This window comes from Paenibacillus sp. FSL R7-0204, assembly GCF_038002225.1.
Taxonomy (GTDB): Bacteria; Bacillota; Bacilli; order Paenibacillales; family Paenibacillaceae; genus Paenibacillus_AQ.
Genome location: NZ_JBBOCA010000001.1, coordinates 1,645,833 through 1,663,557 on the forward strand (window position 1 = coordinate 1,645,833; position 17,725 = coordinate 1,663,557).

Sequence of the window (17,725 nt, forward strand, 5' to 3'; positions counted from 1 at the left end):
GATGAAGAGAAAGAGACTGGGCAAACTTGGTTCCACGGGCAAGGGCCGTAGACGCAGACCGCTGCTGTCGCGGAAGACACGGATACGCAAAGGTCCCGGACGCAAATCCCGCAAGGGTCTGCTCGGCAAGCCGGGGAAGAAATCCCTGCAGCTGCGCAGAAAAAGAAGACTACGCAGACGGCTGCTCCGCAGATCCCGCATTGTGAAGCCACCGGTGCAGGTCATCCCGGTTATCGAGCCCCCTCCCCAGCCGCAGGTGATTCCGCTCCCCCCGGAGCTGGGCGTCCCGCCGGAGCTGCCGCCGGGAGACGCCTATCAGCAGGGCTACACCGAAGCATACAACGTGGGGTTCGACGCCGGTTTCGCCAAGGGCTTCGAGGACGGGCATAAGCTGGAGCTTGGCTGACAGATGCCGCAGGCACAGCAGCGTGCAGGCCGATACAGCGGCTACAGGGGCCGGCGCATTATGCGCCGCCCCTATAGCACATGGGGAACTTTGGGATAGGGCGGGCTCTCGGAATTTCCGGCCGGATATGGTAGACTTCTTAACAGAATCTTTACCGGGTTCACTATTCAGGCAGGAAAGCGGGGAACGTACATGATGGGGAATGAGATACGAAGAGCGCGGAGTGAGGAGATCCAGGAGATCATGCATCTGATTGCCAAATGTGTACAAGTTATGCAGTCAGGCGGAAGCGATCAATGGGATGAAGGGTACCCTAACAGGGAAGTCATTAGTGAAGATATCGCTAAGGGAACCTTGTTTGTCTGCCTGGAGCATGAGGCGATCGCCGGAATTCTTGTGCTGGATGAGAACCAGGCGGAGCAATATGCAGGGATCGAATGGGAACAGCAGCAGGGGCCTCATCTGATTATGCACCGGCTTGCGGTACATCCCGAGATTCAGGGCAAAGGGATTGCCCGGCGGCTGATCGCCTTTGCCGAGGAATTCGCCCGCAGCAGCGCATACAGAAGCATCCGGCTCGATACATATGCGAAGAATGACAGGGCACTTAAGCTGTATCCTTCACTCGGGTATTTGCAGAGAGGCGAGATTCGTTTTCCCGGCCGTACCGCTGCTTTTCCGGTGTTTGAGAAGGCGCTGACAGAGAATATGGAGAGCTAATTTATATTCAAGTAAGGTAACATGACATTTCAAACTGATTTTTAAGTGCTAAAATGTTAAATCTTACTCTTTCCTCATTTAATCAGATAATTGTGTTAACTTTAATTACTCTTATTGACAGAAAAGCTGTCTTTCAATTATGATGGGATTATTCATAAGCAATGGAATAGTCCTTTTCGTATATCCTTAATAATTGGTTTAAGGGTCTCTACCGGGAACCGTAAATTTCTGGCTACGAAAATATGCTGAGGCATATTTTTGTGGCCTTTTTGTGTTACAGAACAGCCGGACATCACAAGACTAGGGGGAGAAGACAATGGCGAATATCCTGATCAAGCATGCGGAGATTATTACGATGAACAAGCAGGAGGACATTATATACGGTGATATCCGCATCAAGGCTGATCTGATTGTGGAGATTGGCACCGGCCTTGAAGTGAAGGGGGAGGAGCTTGTCATCGACGCCAAGAACCGGACGGTTATCCCCGGCTTCATCCAGACACATATTCATCTCTCCCAGACGCTGTTTCGCGGCAAAGGGGATGATCTGGAGCTGATGGACTGGCTGCGCAAGCGGATCTGGCCGCTGGAGGCAGCGCATGACGAGGAGTCACTGTACTATTCTGCCATGCTCGGCATTGGGGAATTAATCACCAGCGGCACAACGACCATCGTGGATATGGAGACGGTACATCATACGGATTATGCCTTCCAGGCGATTGCGAAGAGCGGTATACGCGCCTTGTCAGGGAAGGTCATGATGGACCGGAAGAACCCCGATGCACCGGCGGCCTTGCAGGAAGAGACGGCAGCTTCGCTGCAGGAGAGTGTGGATCTGCTGGAGAAATGGAACGGATATGCGAACGGCCGGATTCAGTATGCTTTTTCCCCGCGGTTTGTTATTTCTTGTACGGAGCCGCTGCTGCGGGAGGTGCAGAGCCTCTCGGCCCGTTACGGGGTGAAGGTGCATACCCATGCTTCCGAGAATCTGGGTGAGATCGAGCTTGTACAGGCGATGACCGGTATGCGCAATGTCGTCTATCTGGATCACCTGGGGCTGGCTAACGAACGTCTGATTCTGGCTCACTGTGTCTGGCTGGATGAGCAGGAGAAGCGGATTCTGCGGGACCGAGGGGTTCATGTCAGCCACTGCCCGGGTTCGAACCTCAAGCTGGCCTCAGGCATCGCCGATACACCGGGCATGCTTCATGACCATATTCATCTCAGCTTGGGTGCAGACGGCGCGCCCTGCAACAATAATCTGGATATGTTCAACGAGATGCGTCTGGCGGCAGTCATCCAAAAGCCCGCGCATGGCCCGACTACGATGGATGCCCGGAGTGTCTTTCGGATGGCGACCATCGGGGGCGCGAAGGCGGTCGGGATGGAGGATCAGATCGGCAGCATCGAGGTCGGCAAGAAGGCGGATCTGGCCATTCTTAATCTCTATAATTTTCACACCTTCCCCTCTTATGATGTGGACCCGATCTCGCGGATCGTCTACTCGGCCACCCGTGCCGATGTGGAGACAACGATTGTGGATGGTGAGATTCTCATGCACACCGGGCGGCTGAAGACCATTGACAAGGAAGTCGTGCTTCAAGAAGCGAACCGTTCCATTAAAAGACTGCTGGTGAACACCCCGTTGGGGTAGCCACCGGGGAATCTCAATTCGTAGCCACTCTCCAGTCAAGCTATATACTATGCAGGGGACTCTGGTCCTCTGTTTTGTTTTGTTTCCTTTTTATACGAAAATAAACGTAGGCTTTAGCAATAAATAAGAGAATGTTGTAAAATAGGCAGGATTTTTAAAGCGGCGATTCACATGACAACGCCGGCTGCCGGAAAGCTCCCTTATTCACTTGGGGCAGGCTGGATGATGGATGAGTGAAGTTTTTACTAGAAAAAGTGAACCCTCCGTCCACTCTTGAGGTCAAATATAATGAGGTGAAACGATTGGAACTGGATGGACTGGAGCAGGCGGAGGCGATCAATGAAGAGCAGCTGCGGCAGATCATGAAGCTTTATGGGGAAGATGTATGGAATTATATTTATTTTCTGACCAAAAACAGTGATCAGACGGATGAGCTCACGCAGGAGGTGTTCATCAAATGCTATTACCGAATCAGCACCTACCGGGGAGCTTCTTCGCTCAAAACCTGGCTGTTCACGATTGCCCGCAATACGGTATTTTCCTACCGCAAATCGCGATTTTTCCGCTCCGGGCTGTGGGGAGAAATGCAACCATTACCCACTGAGGATGAGGGGCGGCAGGGTTCTGCGGGACAGGCGGCTGTTACTCGTTCGGCGGAGATGGAATATCTCGGCGACCGGCAGGTACATGAAATCTGGCGTCTGATTATGAGCCTTCCGGATAAGCTGCGTGAGGTGCTGGTGCTTGATCTCAAGGCAGAACTGTCGGTCCGCGAAATCGCTGAGCTGATCCGGATATCGCCGGGCACTGTCAAATCGAGACTGTACCGTGCACGTCATAAAATCCAGGACAAACTGAGGGGGATGGAGTAATGGATAAGCGTGAACGGGAGCCGCAGTGGTATGAGCTGGCCCGCAAGGGCCCGTTTCCGGAAATGAAATTTACGGATAAAGCTGCCGGGAGGGTAGCCCGGCGGATTGGAATGGACGGTTCCTCACTGAACCAGGTACTGCCATCCGGCCAGAGGCGCAGGGTAATCCGCATGTGGATGCTCTCCACAGCCGTGGTCCTCCTTCTTTTATTGTTGGGAGCCGGGGCATTGGTTTTGGGAGGCGATGGGGTTGGACGTTCCGGCGAATTTAATCCGTTGGAGGTAAGCGGAGCAGGAATTATCGAACCGCCGAAAGCGGGACAGGCTGATCTGTCAGATGCGGGTCTCAAGCGGACCGCTGTGCAGTTGATGCAGGAGCAGCTTGGGAAAAGGTACCCCAATGCCGGTGTGGAGCGGCAGAAGGAAGGGGAGGATGATATCGCAACGGTCCTTTTTGAGGAAGGGGATTACTCAGCCAGGGTCTGGATCAACACAACAACGGGTAAAGTGATACGGTTGGTCATGGATGGTATCTACAAACCTGAGAATATTGACTCCGAGTTCATTGATGAAGCCATGGATCAGCTTCGGAATGCCGGTTACAAAGGGGAATTCACGGTCACCGGCCTAAAGCATTTCGCCCACTACGGAACAAACGATGATGAGCAAGACCTACAGACCGATGACTTACTTATGGGGAATGAAGGGCAGATTGATTATGAGAACGGCGCTTACCGCAGCTCGACCTTCAGAATGGACGAAGATAATGTGAGTGTGGAAGTGAAGCAGGCGGGTCTTAAGGCGATAAAGCTGCTTAGAGAACAGGGCACGGAGCATCTATACTCTATTAAGCGCACTGTGTCGCCGACACGGGATGTACTTGTTCTGACTTATGGAGAGAGTGAACGTATGGCCACTACGGTGATTATGGACTACGCTACGCAAGGTATTATACAAGTAGAAGACAATATGCTTTTTGATGAAAATTCATTCAATTCCGCCGATCCCAACACGAATTTGCTGAATATGGATAAGGTCAAGCTTCAGCTTTCTGCTGCTGCGATCGCCGATGAAATGTTTGGCATCCGGCTGGAGGATTATACATTCGTCAAAGAGATGTCGGGCATAGGTACGATTGCCTTCAATAGCCCGGACGGAGAAACTGTGATTACTGGTTCGTATAATCGAGCTGGAGTTTTTTACATGATGCAGCAGACACCTGCCACTGCAGAATGATCTATCCTTCTTGTATGAGTTGAACAGGACGCGCGCCACGCAAAGGCGGCGTCCTTTTACATTTAATAGAAACCCCAGTTTTGATAACTATTTCAAGTATTGTTATACTAGAGAAATATGATCTTTTACAAAGAAATGCAATATAGTTTACACAGACTTTGAATAAAGAGAGTATGAGGGGATCGAATTATTATGAACGATAAGAATCCTGCGTCCGTGCATTTTCATTTCTATATGATAGCGGGACTGATCTGGCTGAAGCTGCTGCTGCTGAGAGGGCTGTTCTTTGACCGGATTGCCTGGGAATGGATTGCTGCGGATATCGCTCCGGTGCTGCTGATTTTGGGGGTGCTGGCCGTTATTACGCCCGGGAGGATGAGAAAGGCTGTCTTCTGGGGCTTCAACTGCCTATTTTCACTGCTGCTGTTCGGGGCCAGTGTGTACTTCAACCACTTCGGCTCGGTGCCGACCTATCTGGCGCTCTATGAACTGCATCAGGTATTTCAGGTCAAAGAGAGCGTGGAATCCACGATTGAGATGATTGATTATCTGTTTTTGGCCGATCTGATGATTATGTTTAGCTATTTGCTCTTCCGCAGATGGAAGAATGGCCCCATACAGCAGCAGCGTGACAGTCAGCCTTCACGCAGAGCCCGGAGAGTCTATCTGGTGGTGCTGCTGGTGGCTATTATCGGCGGCGGCTCGCTGTCCGCTTATTCCATAGATTCTGCCCGGGGAATCACCAACGAGCTGGTCCAGGCGGAAAGCGCCGGATTCCTGAATTATGAGGTGGTGGCAGCGATCAAAGCCCAAGAGGATAACGGCCTCATCGGGACCGGAGATATTCATGAAACCATAGCCAAGGTGCAGGAATTGGAGGCTACTTATCCCTATAAGGATAAGGATAAGGATAAGGATATTGCCGGCGGACTGCCGGAATATTTCGGATTGCAAAAGGGCAAGAATGTGATCGTCCTCCAACTGGAGGCTTTTCAGAATTTCCCGCTGCATCAGTCGCTGGATGGGCAAGAACTGACGCCGGTGATGAATGGTCTGGCTGATGAAGGCTTCTATTTCCCGCATGTCTTCCAGCAGGTCGGCCCGGGCAATACCTCGGATGCGGAATTCATCAGCAACACCTCTGTTTATCCGATTGCAACCCTTGCGATGTCAACAGGCTTTGGAGACCGGGAACTGCCGGGCCTGCCGCGTCTGCTGCGGGATAAGGGCTATGAAGCTTACACTTTTCATGTGAACAAGGTGGGCTTCTGGAACCGCAATGAGCTGTATCCGGCACTTGGCTTCAACGGTTATTATGATAAAGGTTACTTTGAGAATGACCATTTCAATTCCTTCGGCGCTTCTGATGAGCAGTTGTATGCTACCGCTGTGGAGAAGCTGGCTAAGCTGCAGAAGAAGGGTACGCCTTTTTATGCGCAGCTCGTGACCGCCTCCAGCCATCATCCGTTCAAGGTGCCGGACAGCTTCCGGAGAATCCAGATGCCGGATAAGCTCCAGGATACAATGCTTGGAGATTATCTGACTGCGGTGAATTATACGGATTATGCGATAGGTACGCTGATTGAGGGAATGAAGCGGCAGGGCATGTGGGAGAATACGGTACTTGTGCTGTACGGCGACCATTTCGGCTTGCAGCCGAAGGATGTCCCGGAGGAGCAGGTGGAGGAAGCGCTCGGAATCAAGTATGATAACCGGATTAGCCGGTTCAACATTCCATTCATTATTCATGCACCCGGTATGGAGCAGGGACAGGTTGTGGAGCAAACCGGTGGACAGCTGGATGTGCTTCCTACCGTGGCTAATCTGCTGGGGGTATCGCTGAAGGAAGAAGGGTTCACGGCGTTCGGGCATGATCTGCTGAATATTGACCATAATGTGGTAGGGATGCGGTATTATTTGCCAACAGGCTCTTTCTTTAATAATGAGGTTATGTTCGTGCCTGGCAAAAGCTTCGCGGACGGAGAGGCCATCTCGCTGGATACGCATGAGCCGGTGGTGGATTTCAGTAAGTATCAGAGCGATTATGACTATATCCTGAAGTTGATGGGCTACTCAGATGAATATGTGAAGCTGCTTCCGCAGCGTTAGGAGAACTTATGATAAAGTGTCAAACCCTTAATTGACCCCTAGCGGATTATAGAATACAATGTGTTTGGAACTTTAGTAAAAGAGTGGAAATGGCTTGATACAGCCTCATCCTACAAGGGGGCCGCTATGGGGAATGACGAATACAAGGATAAGATCGAACAGGCAAGACAGGAACTGAACAAACTGGCCTTGGAGTACGGGATGCAGGATGTCCGGGTGCTCCGCCAATCGGTGAAGCTGGATGCGCTCCTGAATGAATACAGCGATTGCAATACGGAGAAGGATGACCAGCTTTATTAGAGAAATACAGAGCAGCTATGCCAATTCAAAAGACATCTCGGGCGTTCAACGCCTTGAGGTGTCTTTTTTAAAATTGATATGTTTTGTGGTTATTTTAGTTTTCGCCCAGCAGCTCGCGGAGTATCTTCTCCCGGTTGGTCATGAAGGCGCGGGTGACCGTGTAATGAGCCGTATCTTCAAGCGCAACAGGCGTAATACTCTCTCCCTCCAGCAGAAGGATATCCGCACCCGGATAGGACATCAGAATCGGGGAGTGGGTGGCGATGATGAACTGGGAATTCTGCTCCGCCAGCTCATGCATCCGCGCCAGCAGTGACATCTGCCGCAGGGGAGACAAAGCGGCTTCGGGCTCGTCCAGAATATAGATGCCCTGTCCGCCGAAGCGGTGAACGAACGTGGAGAAGAAGGATTCTCCATGCGACTGCTCATGCAGCGAGCTTCCTCCATAGGAGGATTTAATGGGTCTTCCCGCCTCGGGGTCCTCATCCAGCTCATCGATGTAAGTAGCCACATTGTAGTAACTCTCCGCACGCAGGAAAAATCCGTCCCTCGGCCGCTTCACCCCTTTGGCAATCCGCAAATATTCATAGAGACTGGAATGCGAGGCACGGGTATTAAACGAGAAATTCAGCGTCCCGCCTTCCGGATTGAACCCCCAGGCAGCAGCAATTCCCTCCAGCAAGGTAGACTTCCCGCTACCGTTCTCCCCTACAAGAAAAGTAACCTGCTTCTGAAAAGCAAGCCGGTCCAGGGTGCGTACCACTGGAAGATTAAAAGGATAGCTTCCAAAGGAAGGGACCGCATCGCGCAGCAGCTCGACATGGCGCAGATACAGCATAGGACCATAGATTGAACTCATATCTTCGTGCCTCCTCGAAAGGTGATGCCTCTAATTGTAGATGATTCCCGTCGAACCCGCAAAGTACTTGAATAGGCTTCGGAGTAGACCCTGCCTCTGCATGGACAAGAGTGGATGGATTCTGCAGAGGTTCGGGCCAAGCGGGCGAAAGACGGGGGGCATATGCCAATTTCGCCGCGACACAGACAGATGTCCATGAGGCGGATGCTGACTCCGCATATAGTACTACTGTCTTGAGAATCTAACGGGGCAGGGTGAAGGCCGTGAAAACAAAAAAGAGAGGCGGGCTTCCACGGGATTACCGGGATGGTTATCTGCAAGGGTACCATCTCGGCCTGTGCGAAGCCGTGAAGCGCCTGAATACTCCTGAAGTGGGGGAAGGTCAGCCGTTAAAACTGATGTATGTTCCCCAGGGGTTTCAGGCTATCGATACGGGAGTCGCAGAAGCGCTGCGGCTGCTGGTAAGCGAGCTGATCATCTGTTCTCCGGAAACTATGCTGGAGGTGGCAGCTCGCGAATTGCCTGAGGCGGTGCTGGTGATGAACGGGCTGCATGTATTTCCGGAGAATCATCTGGAACAAATTACGGCAATACGGCAGCTGGGTATTCCGGCGGCGATCTGGTTTGTGGATGATCCTTATTTCACCGAGGACACATCCGTCATCTGCCGGCATTATGATTATGTATTCACGCATGAGCTGGGCTGTGTGGAATTCTACCGTTCGCTGGGGACGGCGTCTGTGCACTACCTTCCGTTGTGCGTCAACCCCCAGATGTTCTATCCGCGCCACACCGGACCGCAATATCACTATGATGTCGTGTTCATTGGCAATGCCTTCCGTAACCGTACGGAGCTGTTCGATGAACTGGTCCCCTTCCTGCGGGGGAAGAAGGTGCTAATCGCCGGGGGGTTCTGGGAGCGGCTGGCCCATTTCGAGGAGCTGTCTCCGTACATCAGAGAGGGCTTCATCCCGCCGGAGGAGACCGCCAATTATTACAGCGGCGCGAAGCTGGTCATCAATATCCACCGGCCCTGGGAAGGAGGGATGGACAACCGGAATACGTTCCAGCTTCCATCCCTCTCCATTAATCCCAGGACCTATGAGATCAGCGCCTGCGGGACGATGCAGCTGACCGATATCCGGCAGGATCTGGATATCCACTACAAGCCGGGCCGGGATCTGGAGACCTTCGCTTCCGCCGATGAGCTGAAGCGCAAAATTGATTATTACCTGAAGCACGAGAAGGAGCGCCGCGGGTATGCGCTGCGGGCACTGCAGACCACGCTGCGCCGGCATACCTTTACTTCGCGTCTGCCTCATTTACTGGGTGTTCTTACTTCAAGAGCGTGAATTTCATTATGGATTAAAAGGAGCGAATACTCATGAACAATGAATTTATTATGCCTGCCCCGCCATTGCCGAGAACCCCTGCGGAGGAAGAGAAGCTGCGGGGACGCCTGACCGGCTTCAAAGGCGGTTATGACGAAGGCTATCTGCGGGGACGGCTGGCTGTGCTGGACGGACGCCCGGAGGAGCCGCAGCCGGTAAGGAATATCCATGTGATGTACGTGGCTTCAGGCAAGGGATACCCGTATTCTCCGCTGGATGATGCTGTGCTCTTCGCTCTGCAGCGGCAGACGGTCCAGGTTACGATTACCGATGTGCGCCAGAATCTGGTGGAGCTGGCTGCTGCCCAGCGTCCTGATCTCGTGCTGGTGCTGGATGGCCTGGATTTGCCGCTGGAGCAGGTGGCTATTCTGCGCGGCCAGGGCATCAAGACCGCAATCTGGCTGACCGACGATCCGTATTACACGGATTTCACAATGAAGATTGTGGCTCACTATGATTATGTATTCACACTGGAGCGTAATTGCGTAGAGATCTACCGCGGCCTTGGCTGCACGGAGGTCCACTATCTGCCTTTTGCTGCGCACCGCGAGCATTACCGTCCGACTACCGGACGGTCGCCGGTCAGCCGGGATGTCAGCTTCATCGGGTCCGCTTACTGGAACCGGATTAATTTCTTCCGCGATATTATGCCGGAGCTGATGAGCTACAACACGGTCATTAACGGAATCTGGTGGGACCGGTTGCCGGAAGCTCCGCTCTATGGCGACCGGATTGAGATCGGCAAGTGGATGTCCCCCCAGGAGACGGCTGTAACTTACAGCGGCTCTAAGATTGTGATCAACCTTCACCGTTCGCATATCGACGATGCCGTCAACAATAACACGCTGTATATTCCGGCCGTATCGCCGAATCCGCGTACGTTCGAGATTGCTGCCAGCGGCACGCTGCAGCTCTGCGATGCCCGTGACGATCTCGGCTCCTTCTACAAGGTGGGCGAAGAGATCGACACCTACTCCAGCCCCCGCGAGCTGTTGGACAAAATCCAGTACTATCTGACGCACGAGGAAGAGCGCCGGGAGATGTCCCTCCGCGCCTTCGAACGGACGCTGAGGGATCACACCTACGCCAGACGTCTGAGTCAGCTGCTCACTATTATTTACGGGTAAGCCAGCAGGGCAATCGTAGAACAGGCTGTCAGCAAAATGTGCGTATCACAGGGGACAGGTGTCGTGCCGGCATCTGTGCCCCCTCAATATACTGGAGTACCGGGCAGAGATGTTAGCCTGTCAGCTAATATACCCGTCCCAAGCAGGAGCACTGCTGAGTGATAGCAGATTGTGTGCATTCAAAATTAGGAGGTGAATGGCTGCTCCACAGCCCTTCGCAGGGGAGCGCCGAGACACCATGGCCGACAAAGCGACGATCGTCCTCTTTTCCCATGTCTCCAACACGCGCAGTATTACGGGTGCGGAGAAGCTGCTGTTATTCTTCAGCCGGGAGCTGTCTCCTTACTTCAATTGTATCCTCGTAGCTCCGCAGGACGGGAAGCTGACACAGCTGGCCCGGAGCTACGGCCTTCAGGTCCGGCTGATGTCTATTCCGCTGGTCTATGGAGTGTATACCCCTTATGCCGGTCTTCCGGCAGATATCCGCAAGCTGCAGGAGGGCCGGGAGTATCACGAGCTGACGCACTGGCTTGCGGAGCTCCGTCCGTCGTTCGTGATCACCAGCACCTGTGTGCATGCCCTGCCGCCAATCGCGGCGAAGTCACTGGGCATACCGGTGATCTGGAAGATCTCGGAGACCATTACAGACAACGAGTTCACCCCGGTCAGCGTAGAGCTGATCCACAACCACAGCGATGAGATTCTGGCGATTTCACAGACAGCGGCAGCGTGCTTCCAGGGGGAGATCCGCGATAGTAAGGTGACCCAGCTGCCTCCGTCATGGAGTGACGCGGATTTGATGTTCGAGGCTTGGAGCAAGCTGCGCGGTGAACGGCGGAGTGAGCTGAAGATTGCCCCGGGGGAACCGCTGATCGGCTATGTCTCTTCCTTCATTAATAAGGAGAAGGGGCTGGAACATTTCGTCAAGATGGCGGTTCTGGTGCATGAGCAGCATCCGGCTGCCCGCTACCTCGTAGTGGGGACGCCCGGGGATAAAAGCTACTATGAGCGCTGTGTCCGCAAGGTGAAGCTGGAGGGACTGACCTCACGCTTCCGGTTCGTCGGATATGAAGAATGTCTGCCGGCCGCTTACTGCGCGATGGATCTGCTCGTTGTCCCCAGCCTGATCCGGGAAGGCTTCGGCATGACGGCCCTGGAGGGCTATGCCTTCAGCAAGCCGGTCGTCGCTTATGATTCCGGCGGCCTGCGGGAAATCCTGAACGCCGCAGGCTGCGGCGAGCTGCTCGTGCCAGTGGGAGACATCGATGCGCTGGCAGCGCGGGTGAACGCACTGCTGGCCGACCAGGCGATGGCGGCCGGCATTGGCGCGCAGGCGCGGGAGTACATCCAGGCCGCCTACGGCCCGGCTGCTTACCGCGCCCGGCTGCAAGGCTTAGCGGAGAGGTGGCATCTCCGCTACTGCCTCCAGCCGCCGGAGCTCAGCGGCGGCTTGGAAGCCCTGCCCGCAGCTGCGCCGGCGGGCGGGAAGAGCGCCCCCGCGGCAGAGCCGCCGCGGGGCAAGACCGGGCGCCGCGCCGCACGGCTGCGGGCCGCGAAGCTGCGGCGCGGCAGGCTGCGCCGCGCCAAGTCCCGGAGCGGCGCGGCGGGAAAGAGCCCGCGCCGCAAGAAGCGCGCGGCAGGCTCCGCGCGCAGGCGGGCCAGCGGCGGCGGCAAGAAGCGCCGCGCGGGCCATGCCGGAAGCCGCCGGAGCAAGCGGCGGCGTAAGGCATCCTGAGCAGCCTGCCCGGTTCCTGGGGGCAGGCCATAATCAAAGGGGAGTGAACCCATGAAGATCATGACGATTTTGGGCACACGGCCTGAGATCATCCGCCTAAGTGTCATCATTCCGCTGCTGGACCGGTATGCGGATCGGCATGTGCTGGTGCATACGGGACAGAATTTCACGGCCAGCCTGAGCGGGGTATTCTTCGCCGAACTGGGACTTCGCGCACCGGACTACGTGCTGCAGGATAAGCAGGCCGGACTCGGGGGCCAGCTGGCCGCAATGTTCGGCAGCCTGGAGAGTATTCTGCTCCAGGAGCGGCCGGACCGCGTGTTGCTGCTGGGTGATACCAACAGTGCGCTGTGTGCCATTCTGGCCGAGCGGATGGGCATCCCTGTGGTGCATATGGAAGCAGGCAACCGTTGTTACGATCTGAAAGTGCCGGAGGAGAAAAACCGCCGTGTCATAGATGCCGTCTCCACCATAAATATGCCGTATACCCAGCAGAGTAAAAGACATCTGCTCAGCGAAGGGTTCCCCAGCCAGCGTATCGTGTTAACCGGCAATCCCATCCATGAGGTGATTACGCATTACGAAGAGCAGATCGCAGCCAGTGACATCCTGTCCCGGCTGAAGCTTGAAGCCGGCCGGTATCTGCTGGTGACCGCCCACCGGGCCGAGAATGTCGATGATCCGGAGTCGCTGCTCCAGATTATGTCCGGGCTGAACCTGGTGGCTGAGCAGTTGGGGCTCCGCCTGATCTGCAGCATCCATCCCCGTACACGCTCCAAGCTTACGGAGCAGTTCCCGCTGAGGATGAACCCGCTGGTGGAGTTTCACGAACCCTTCGGATTTTTCGACTTTGTTCATCTGGAACGTTATGCCCTGTGCGCCATTACCGACAGCGGCACCGTTCAAGAAGAATGTTGCCTGATGGGAGTACCTACGGTGACCATACGCCGGACAACAGAACGCCCGGAGACCGTCGATTGCGGAAGTAATGTAGTGTCGGGGGTAGAACAGAACAGCATTCTGCGCTGCACCGTGCTGATGACGTCACTTAAGCCCGATTGGGAGGCGCCGGAAGGGTATCTTGCCCAAGGTGTCTCGGTAAAGGTAGTTAAATTTCTGCTTGGAGGGAACCTGCATGTTCAATAATAAACGGATTCTGGTTACAGGCGGTACCGGTTCCTGGGGGCATGAGCTGATCCGGCAGCTGCTGCCGCAGCATCCCAAAGAAATCATCGTATTCTCCCGCAGTGAGTCTGCACAGGTAGCCATGAGCCGTGAATTTGAAGATCAGCGTCTCAGCTTCATCATCGGCGATATCCGTGACAAGGATGCGCTGGTGGCTGCCTGCCGCGGTGTGGATTATGTCTTCCATCTGGCTGCACTCAAGCATGTACCTGTCTGCGAAGACCAGCCGTACGAGGCACTCAAGACGAATGTGGTCGGCACACAAAATGTCATTGAAGCGGCGATTGCCAACAATGTGGAGAAGGCGATCTACATCTCTACCGACAAGGCAGCTAATCCGTCGAACTTCTATGGCATGACCAAGGCCATCGGCGAGAAGCTGTTCGTCTATGCCAATCTGATCGGCTCAGGTACCAAGTTTGTTACCGTGCGCGGAGGCAATGTGCTGGGGACGAACGGCAGTGTGGTCCACCTGTTCATGAAGCAGATCAAGGACAAGGGACAGGTAAAGATTACAGACATGAACATGACCCGGTTCTTTTTCACCCTGCGCGATGCCATTACCCTGCTGTTCAAGGCTTCCGGTGTCAGTATCGGCGGCGAAATCTTCGTCATGACCATGCCGACCTGCCGGATCGTGGATTTGGCCGATGTGCTGATCGAAGCTTCCGGGCGGACGGATGTCAGTATGATTGAGACCGGCATCCGCCCGGGTGAGAAAATCCATGAGATCCTGATGAGCGATTTTGAGAGCCTGACTACGGTGGTCTACGATGAGCAGTACCTGGTTATTCTGCCTACGCTCGATATGCCGGAGCTGAAGGAGCATTACCGTCATTACCCCCATGTGTCCTTCAGCAGCTTCAGCTCGGAGAATCATCTGATGGAGCAGGCTGAAATCAAGGATATTCTGATCCGGGGAGGGTTCCTCCAGTGAAGCTCCTTATTCTCGGCGGAAATGGTATGGCAGGTCATATGCTGGCGGAGTATTTTCGCCGTCAGGGCAAGCACCACATCTTCCATACAACCCGGGATAAGAAGGATCTTGGAGGGTTGTATGTAGACGCTGACGACATTGCCGGTGTAGAAAAGCTGGTTGAAATCGTCTCCCCCCATTGCATTATTAATGCGATGGGGGTACTCAATCAATTCGCCGAACGGGACCGGATCGGCGCGTATCATGTCAACGGATTCCTGCCTCACCGCCTGCGGCGGGCAGCGGACCAGATTCATGCCCGGCTCATCCACATCAGCTCCGACTGCGTGTTCGAAGGAACACGCGGCGGATACACCGAGGAGGATGCCGCAGATGGAACCTCGGTCTACGCCCTCACCAAGAGTCTTGGAGAAGTGCGTGATCCCGGACATCTTACGATCCGTACCTCCATTATCGGGCCCGAGATCCGTTCCGGCGGAATCGGCCTCATGGAATGGTTCCTGGCCCAGCAGGGCCGGGTAACCGGATATGAATGTGTGATGTGGAATGGAGTCACTACCCTGGAGCTGGCCAAAGCCATTGACTCCTTGCTGGACTCGGATCTCTCCGGGCTGATTCATCTGGCCCACCCGCAGCCCGTAAGCAAATATCAGCTGCTGCAGATGATGCAGACCGCATTTCATAAAGAGGATGTTGAGATCATTCCGCAGCAGACGCCGGTTCAGGACCGGACGCTGATCAGCACGAGAAGCGATGTTACGATTGAGCTGCCGTCCTATCCCCGGATGCTTAGCGAGCTTGCCGACTTTATGCGCAGCTCAGAGCTGCCGACATGAGCGGGCGGCGGCGTCTCCTTATTACCGGAGCTTCCGGCTTTACCGGCAGGCATGCCGTGGCCTATTTTACCGCCGGAGGAGCGGAGGTGACTGCTGTAGTCCGCCGCAAGCCAGAAGCGGAATTGTTCCCGGAGGGTGTTCAGCAGTATGTCTGCGACCTGGGGGACCGTGGGGCTGTAACGGCAATGATTGGAGCGGTGAAGCCGGATCAGGTGCTGCACCTGGCAGGCAAGAATTCGGTCCCGGAGTCCTGGCAGGACCCGCTGCTCTACATGGAAACCAATGTAATGGCTACTCTATATTTGCTTGAGGCGCTGCGTGTCCAGCCGGCCAGCCGTATTCTGGTGGCCGGCTCCCGGCTTAAGTACAGACCGGGTGCGGCAGACCCGCCTCACCCCTACAGCCTCAGTAAGACGCTGGAAGAGCTGGTATCGCTGGCCTGGGGAACGCTGTTCGCACAGCCGGTACTGATGGCGGAGCCCTCGAACCTGATTGGGCCTGGTCCGTCTACCGGCTTCTGTTCCCTGCTGGCACAGCATATTGTGCGCAGTGAAGCAGCCGCCGTAGCCGGATCGGCTGCTCCTGCTGCCTTTCGGCTCTCCTCGCGCCATGCGCTGCGTGACTTTCTGGATGTGCGTGATGCGGTCAGGGCGTATGGCTTCATTCTGGATTCGGGAGAGACCGGCAGGATCTACCGCATTGATTCCGGGACAGAGCGGGAATTGGGAGAGATTGCAGCGAAGCTGCTGGCTCATGCTGCGGCTCCGGTAAGGGTGGACTGGGGCCCGCAGGAGGAGGACAGCCGGGGCAATCCCTCCCTGTCATCTGCCGTTCCGGCGAAGCCTCCATTTGAATCTGCTGATACTAAGGGAACGCCTGAAGAATCGGGGGACTATGCTGCTATTTCCGGCTGGAAGCCGGAGATTGCGCTGGACCGTTCACTGGCAGATATTATCCGCTATACAAGAGCCGGTAAGGAAGGAAGGTTGTTATGAAGCCCAGAGTATCCGTAGTTATTCCTTTTTACAACTGCCCTTATATTGAGCAGGCGCTGCAGAGCGCTATGAGCCAATCCTGGCAGCCTTATGAGATTATCGTAGTGGATGACGGTTCAACCCTGCATGCAGAGCGGATTACCCCTTATCTGCCCTATATTCACTATCTGGGCAAGGCCAACGGCGGCACCGCTTCGGCACTTAACCACGGTATTGCGCATGCCACGGGAGATTATGTAGTCTGGCTCAGCTCGGATGATATGTTCTATCGTGACAAGATCAATAATCAGGTTCTGTTCATGGAACAGAACCGTTTGCTGATCTCGTACACCAACTTCAACTACATTAACGGAAACTCGCAGGCTATGGAGCTGAATGCTGCGGCCGTATTCCCGAACCAGCTTGAATATCTGCGCTGCTTCCTGTACGGCAATCCCATCAACGGCTGTACGGTAATGTTCAAGCGGGAGATCTTCGGAGCCATCGGGATGTTCGATGAAGCACTGCCGTATACCCATGATTATGATCTATGGTACCGGGCAATTCTGAACGGTTATGCACCGGTGATGCTGAACCAGTCCTTGACGGCCTACCGCCGGCATGAGGGAATGGGCACGCTCAGACACTACGATGTCATTATGGCTGAAGCTGCAGCAACCAGTGCCCGTTATCAAGCTCCGTTAAGTGCCCTGATTGCCTCCATGGGCGGCTAGCTGCCGGAGCGCACAGCCGGCACTGCAGCACAGTCCAAGGTCAGGCAATTAACGCTTAGGAGGGAGAGCATATGTACCGGGAAATCGAAGTGAAAGACTTCCTGCCGGTCCTGCTGGAGCAGCTGAAATTCTCTGAGAGTATACTGGATATCGGCAGCGGTACCGGTACGCTGCTGGAGCGGTATGAAGCCGCTGTGGTGCTGGGGCTGGATATCCACAGGCCTTATCTGCTGCACCGCAAATACAAGGCTCCCCATATCATTCCGGTTCATGCCGATGCCGGTCATATCGATAAGCTGTTCCTGCCGGGAACCTTCTCTGCGGTCACTCTGATCGATTCGCTGGAGCATTTCTCGATGAGTGAAGGCATGGAGCTGCTGCGTAAGGCAGAGCTCATCGCTGCGAACCGTGTCGTCGTATTTACACCGCGGGGCTTCTTCCCGCAGGAGGGGAAGGACCATTTTAATCTGCATGGAGAGTATTACCAGAAACACTGGAGCGGCTGGGAGCCTGAGGACTTTCTGAAGCTGGGCTACGCCGTGACTGTACTGAAGGGCTTTCACCATGCGGAGAATCCTTCATTCCGGGAAGCCTTCGGTGAGAATCACGCTCCGCTGGACGCCCTGCTCGCCTGCAAGACCGTATAAATGA

17 protein-coding genes and 1 riboswitch are annotated in these 17,725 nt (G+C 54.8%); of the genes, 16 read left to right on the plus strand and 1 reads right to left on the minus strand.

The features are described 5' to 3' along the window. The first annotated feature begins 1 nt into the window (after window position 1). The 7 genes from MKX42_RS07385 (at window position 2) to MKX42_RS07415 (ending at window position 7,296) form a co-directional block, all read left to right on the plus strand. Window positions 2–406, plus strand: a complete 405-nt coding sequence (locus MKX42_RS07385; protein WP_340751936.1) for a hypothetical protein — start codon at window positions 2–4, stop codon at window positions 404–406. A 192-nt stretch (window positions 407–598) separates the two neighbouring features. Beyond that, the gene (locus tag MKX42_RS07390; protein WP_340751937.1) at window positions 599–1,126 is read left to right on the plus strand and encodes a GNAT family N-acetyltransferase; all 528 of its coding nucleotides are present in this window, start codon (window positions 599–601) and stop codon (window positions 1,124–1,126) included. 156 nt (window positions 1,127–1,282) lie between these two features. After that, window positions 1,283–1,381, plus strand: a riboswitch (purine riboswitch). A gap of 61 nt (window positions 1,382–1,442) precedes the next feature. Further along, a complete protein-coding gene (locus MKX42_RS07395; protein ID WP_340751938.1) occupies window positions 1,443–2,780 on the plus strand; it encodes a 5'-deoxyadenosine deaminase in 1,338 nt (445 codons plus the stop codon). 233 nt (window positions 2,781–3,013) lie between these two features. Continuing rightward, entirely contained in the window at window positions 3,014–3,652 is a 639-nt protein-coding gene (locus tag MKX42_RS07400) for an RNA polymerase sigma factor (protein ID WP_340751939.1), read from the plus strand. Next, a complete protein-coding gene (locus MKX42_RS07405; protein ID WP_340751940.1) occupies window positions 3,652–4,887 on the plus strand; it encodes a hypothetical protein in 1,236 nt (411 codons plus the stop codon). The genes MKX42_RS07400 and MKX42_RS07405 overlap by 1 nt, the downstream gene beginning before the upstream one ends. A gap of 192 nt (window positions 4,888–5,079) precedes the next feature. Next, complete coding sequence (locus MKX42_RS07410) at window positions 5,080–6,996, plus strand: LTA synthase family protein (RefSeq protein ID WP_340751941.1); 1,917 nt, start codon at window positions 5,080–5,082, stop codon at window positions 6,994–6,996. A 126-nt stretch (window positions 6,997–7,122) separates the two neighbouring features. Next, window positions 7,123–7,296 (plus strand): aspartyl-phosphate phosphatase Spo0E family protein, encoded by a 174-nt coding sequence (locus MKX42_RS07415; protein WP_076082320.1) that lies wholly within the window; start codon window positions 7,123–7,125, stop codon window positions 7,294–7,296. A gap of 94 nt (window positions 7,297–7,390) precedes the next feature. On the opposite strand, the gene MKX42_RS07420 is transcribed toward MKX42_RS07415, so the two are convergent. Beyond that, window positions 7,391–8,155: an AAA family ATPase gene (locus tag MKX42_RS07420; RefSeq protein ID WP_445669301.1), complete on the minus strand. Its 765-nt coding sequence runs from the start codon at window positions 8,153–8,155 to the stop codon at window positions 7,391–7,393. A gap of 254 nt (window positions 8,156–8,409) precedes the next feature. Between MKX42_RS07420 and MKX42_RS07425 the strand changes: the two genes are divergently transcribed. The 9 genes from MKX42_RS07425 (at window position 8,410) to MKX42_RS07465 (ending at window position 17,721) form a co-directional block, all read left to right on the plus strand. Continuing rightward, window positions 8,410–9,507: a CgeB family protein gene (locus MKX42_RS07425; RefSeq protein WP_445669302.1), complete on the plus strand. Its 1,098-nt coding sequence runs from the start codon at window positions 8,410–8,412 to the stop codon at window positions 9,505–9,507. Window positions 9,508–9,539: 32 nt separating this feature from the next. Continuing rightward, the gene (locus MKX42_RS07430; protein WP_340751943.1) at window positions 9,540–10,673 is read left to right on the plus strand and encodes a CgeB family protein; all 1,134 of its coding nucleotides are present in this window, start codon (window positions 9,540–9,542) and stop codon (window positions 10,671–10,673) included. Between the two features lie 196 nt (window positions 10,674–10,869). Then, the gene (locus MKX42_RS07435; RefSeq protein ID WP_340751944.1) at window positions 10,870–12,408 is read left to right on the plus strand and encodes a glycosyltransferase family 4 protein; all 1,539 of its coding nucleotides are present in this window, start codon (window positions 10,870–10,872) and stop codon (window positions 12,406–12,408) included. A gap of 51 nt (window positions 12,409–12,459) precedes the next feature. Further along, window positions 12,460–13,554 carry a non-hydrolyzing UDP-N-acetylglucosamine 2-epimerase gene (wecB, locus tag MKX42_RS07440; protein WP_340751945.1) on the plus strand — a complete coding sequence of 365 codons (1,095 nt, stop codon included), beginning with the start codon at window positions 12,460–12,462 and terminating at the stop codon, window positions 13,552–13,554. Beyond that, window positions 13,544–14,530: a polysaccharide biosynthesis protein gene (locus MKX42_RS07445; protein WP_340751946.1), complete on the plus strand. Its 987-nt coding sequence runs from the start codon at window positions 13,544–13,546 to the stop codon at window positions 14,528–14,530. Before wecB ends, MKX42_RS07445 begins: the two co-directional genes overlap by 11 nt. After that, window positions 14,527–15,366 (plus strand): dTDP-4-dehydrorhamnose reductase family protein, encoded by an 840-nt coding sequence (locus MKX42_RS07450; RefSeq protein WP_340751947.1) that lies wholly within the window; start codon window positions 14,527–14,529, stop codon window positions 15,364–15,366. The genes MKX42_RS07445 and MKX42_RS07450 overlap by 4 nt, the downstream gene beginning before the upstream one ends. Then, window positions 15,363–16,361 (plus strand): NAD-dependent epimerase/dehydratase family protein, encoded by a 999-nt coding sequence (locus tag MKX42_RS07455; protein WP_340751948.1) that lies wholly within the window; start codon window positions 15,363–15,365, stop codon window positions 16,359–16,361. The genes MKX42_RS07450 and MKX42_RS07455 overlap by 4 nt, the downstream gene beginning before the upstream one ends. Further along, on the plus strand, window positions 16,358–17,074 hold the full coding sequence (locus tag MKX42_RS07460) for a glycosyltransferase (RefSeq protein ID WP_340751949.1): 717 nt from the start codon (window positions 16,358–16,360) through the stop codon (window positions 17,072–17,074). Before MKX42_RS07455 ends, MKX42_RS07460 begins: the two co-directional genes overlap by 4 nt. A gap of 71 nt (window positions 17,075–17,145) precedes the next feature. After that, a complete protein-coding gene (locus tag MKX42_RS07465) occupies window positions 17,146–17,721 on the plus strand; it encodes a class I SAM-dependent methyltransferase (RefSeq protein ID WP_036727142.1) in 576 nt (191 codons plus the stop codon). Window positions 17,722–17,725 lie beyond the last annotated feature (4 nt).

Coding starts and splice junctions, on each gene's coding strand:
- MKX42_RS07405 (WP_340751940.1), top strand. CDS start 3,652: ATGGATAAGCGTGAACGGGAGCCGCAGTGGTATGAGCTGGCCCGCAAG.
- MKX42_RS07410 (WP_340751941.1), top strand. CDS start 5,080: ATGAACGATAAGAATCCTGCGTCCGTGCATTTTCATTTCTATATGATA.
- MKX42_RS07395 (WP_340751938.1), top strand. CDS start 1,443: ATGGCGAATATCCTGATCAAGCATGCGGAGATTATTACGATGAACAAG.
- MKX42_RS07465 (WP_036727142.1), top strand. CDS start 17,146: ATGTACCGGGAAATCGAAGTGAAAGACTTCCTGCCGGTCCTGCTGGAG.
- MKX42_RS07415 (WP_076082320.1), top strand. CDS start 7,123: ATGGGGAATGACGAATACAAGGATAAGATCGAACAGGCAAGACAGGAA.
- MKX42_RS07430 (WP_340751943.1), top strand. CDS start 9,540: ATGAACAATGAATTTATTATGCCTGCCCCGCCATTGCCGAGAACCCCT.
- wecB (WP_340751945.1), top strand. CDS start 12,460: ATGAAGATCATGACGATTTTGGGCACACGGCCTGAGATCATCCGCCTA.
- MKX42_RS07455 (WP_340751948.1), top strand. CDS start 15,363: ATGAGCGGGCGGCGGCGTCTCCTTATTACCGGAGCTTCCGGCTTTACC.
- MKX42_RS07435 (WP_340751944.1), top strand. CDS start 10,870: ATGGCTGCTCCACAGCCCTTCGCAGGGGAGCGCCGAGACACCATGGCC.
- MKX42_RS07460 (WP_340751949.1), top strand. CDS start 16,358: ATGAAGCCCAGAGTATCCGTAGTTATTCCTTTTTACAACTGCCCTTAT.
- MKX42_RS07390 (WP_340751937.1), top strand. CDS start 599: ATGATGGGGAATGAGATACGAAGAGCGCGGAGTGAGGAGATCCAGGAG.
- MKX42_RS07420 (WP_445669301.1), bottom strand. CDS start 8,155: ATGAGTTCAATCTATGGTCCTATGCTGTATCTGCGCCATGTCGAGCTG.
- MKX42_RS07445 (WP_340751946.1), top strand. CDS start 13,544: ATGTTCAATAATAAACGGATTCTGGTTACAGGCGGTACCGGTTCCTGG.
- MKX42_RS07385 (WP_340751936.1), top strand. CDS start 2: ATGAAGAGAAAGAGACTGGGCAAACTTGGTTCCACGGGCAAGGGCCGT.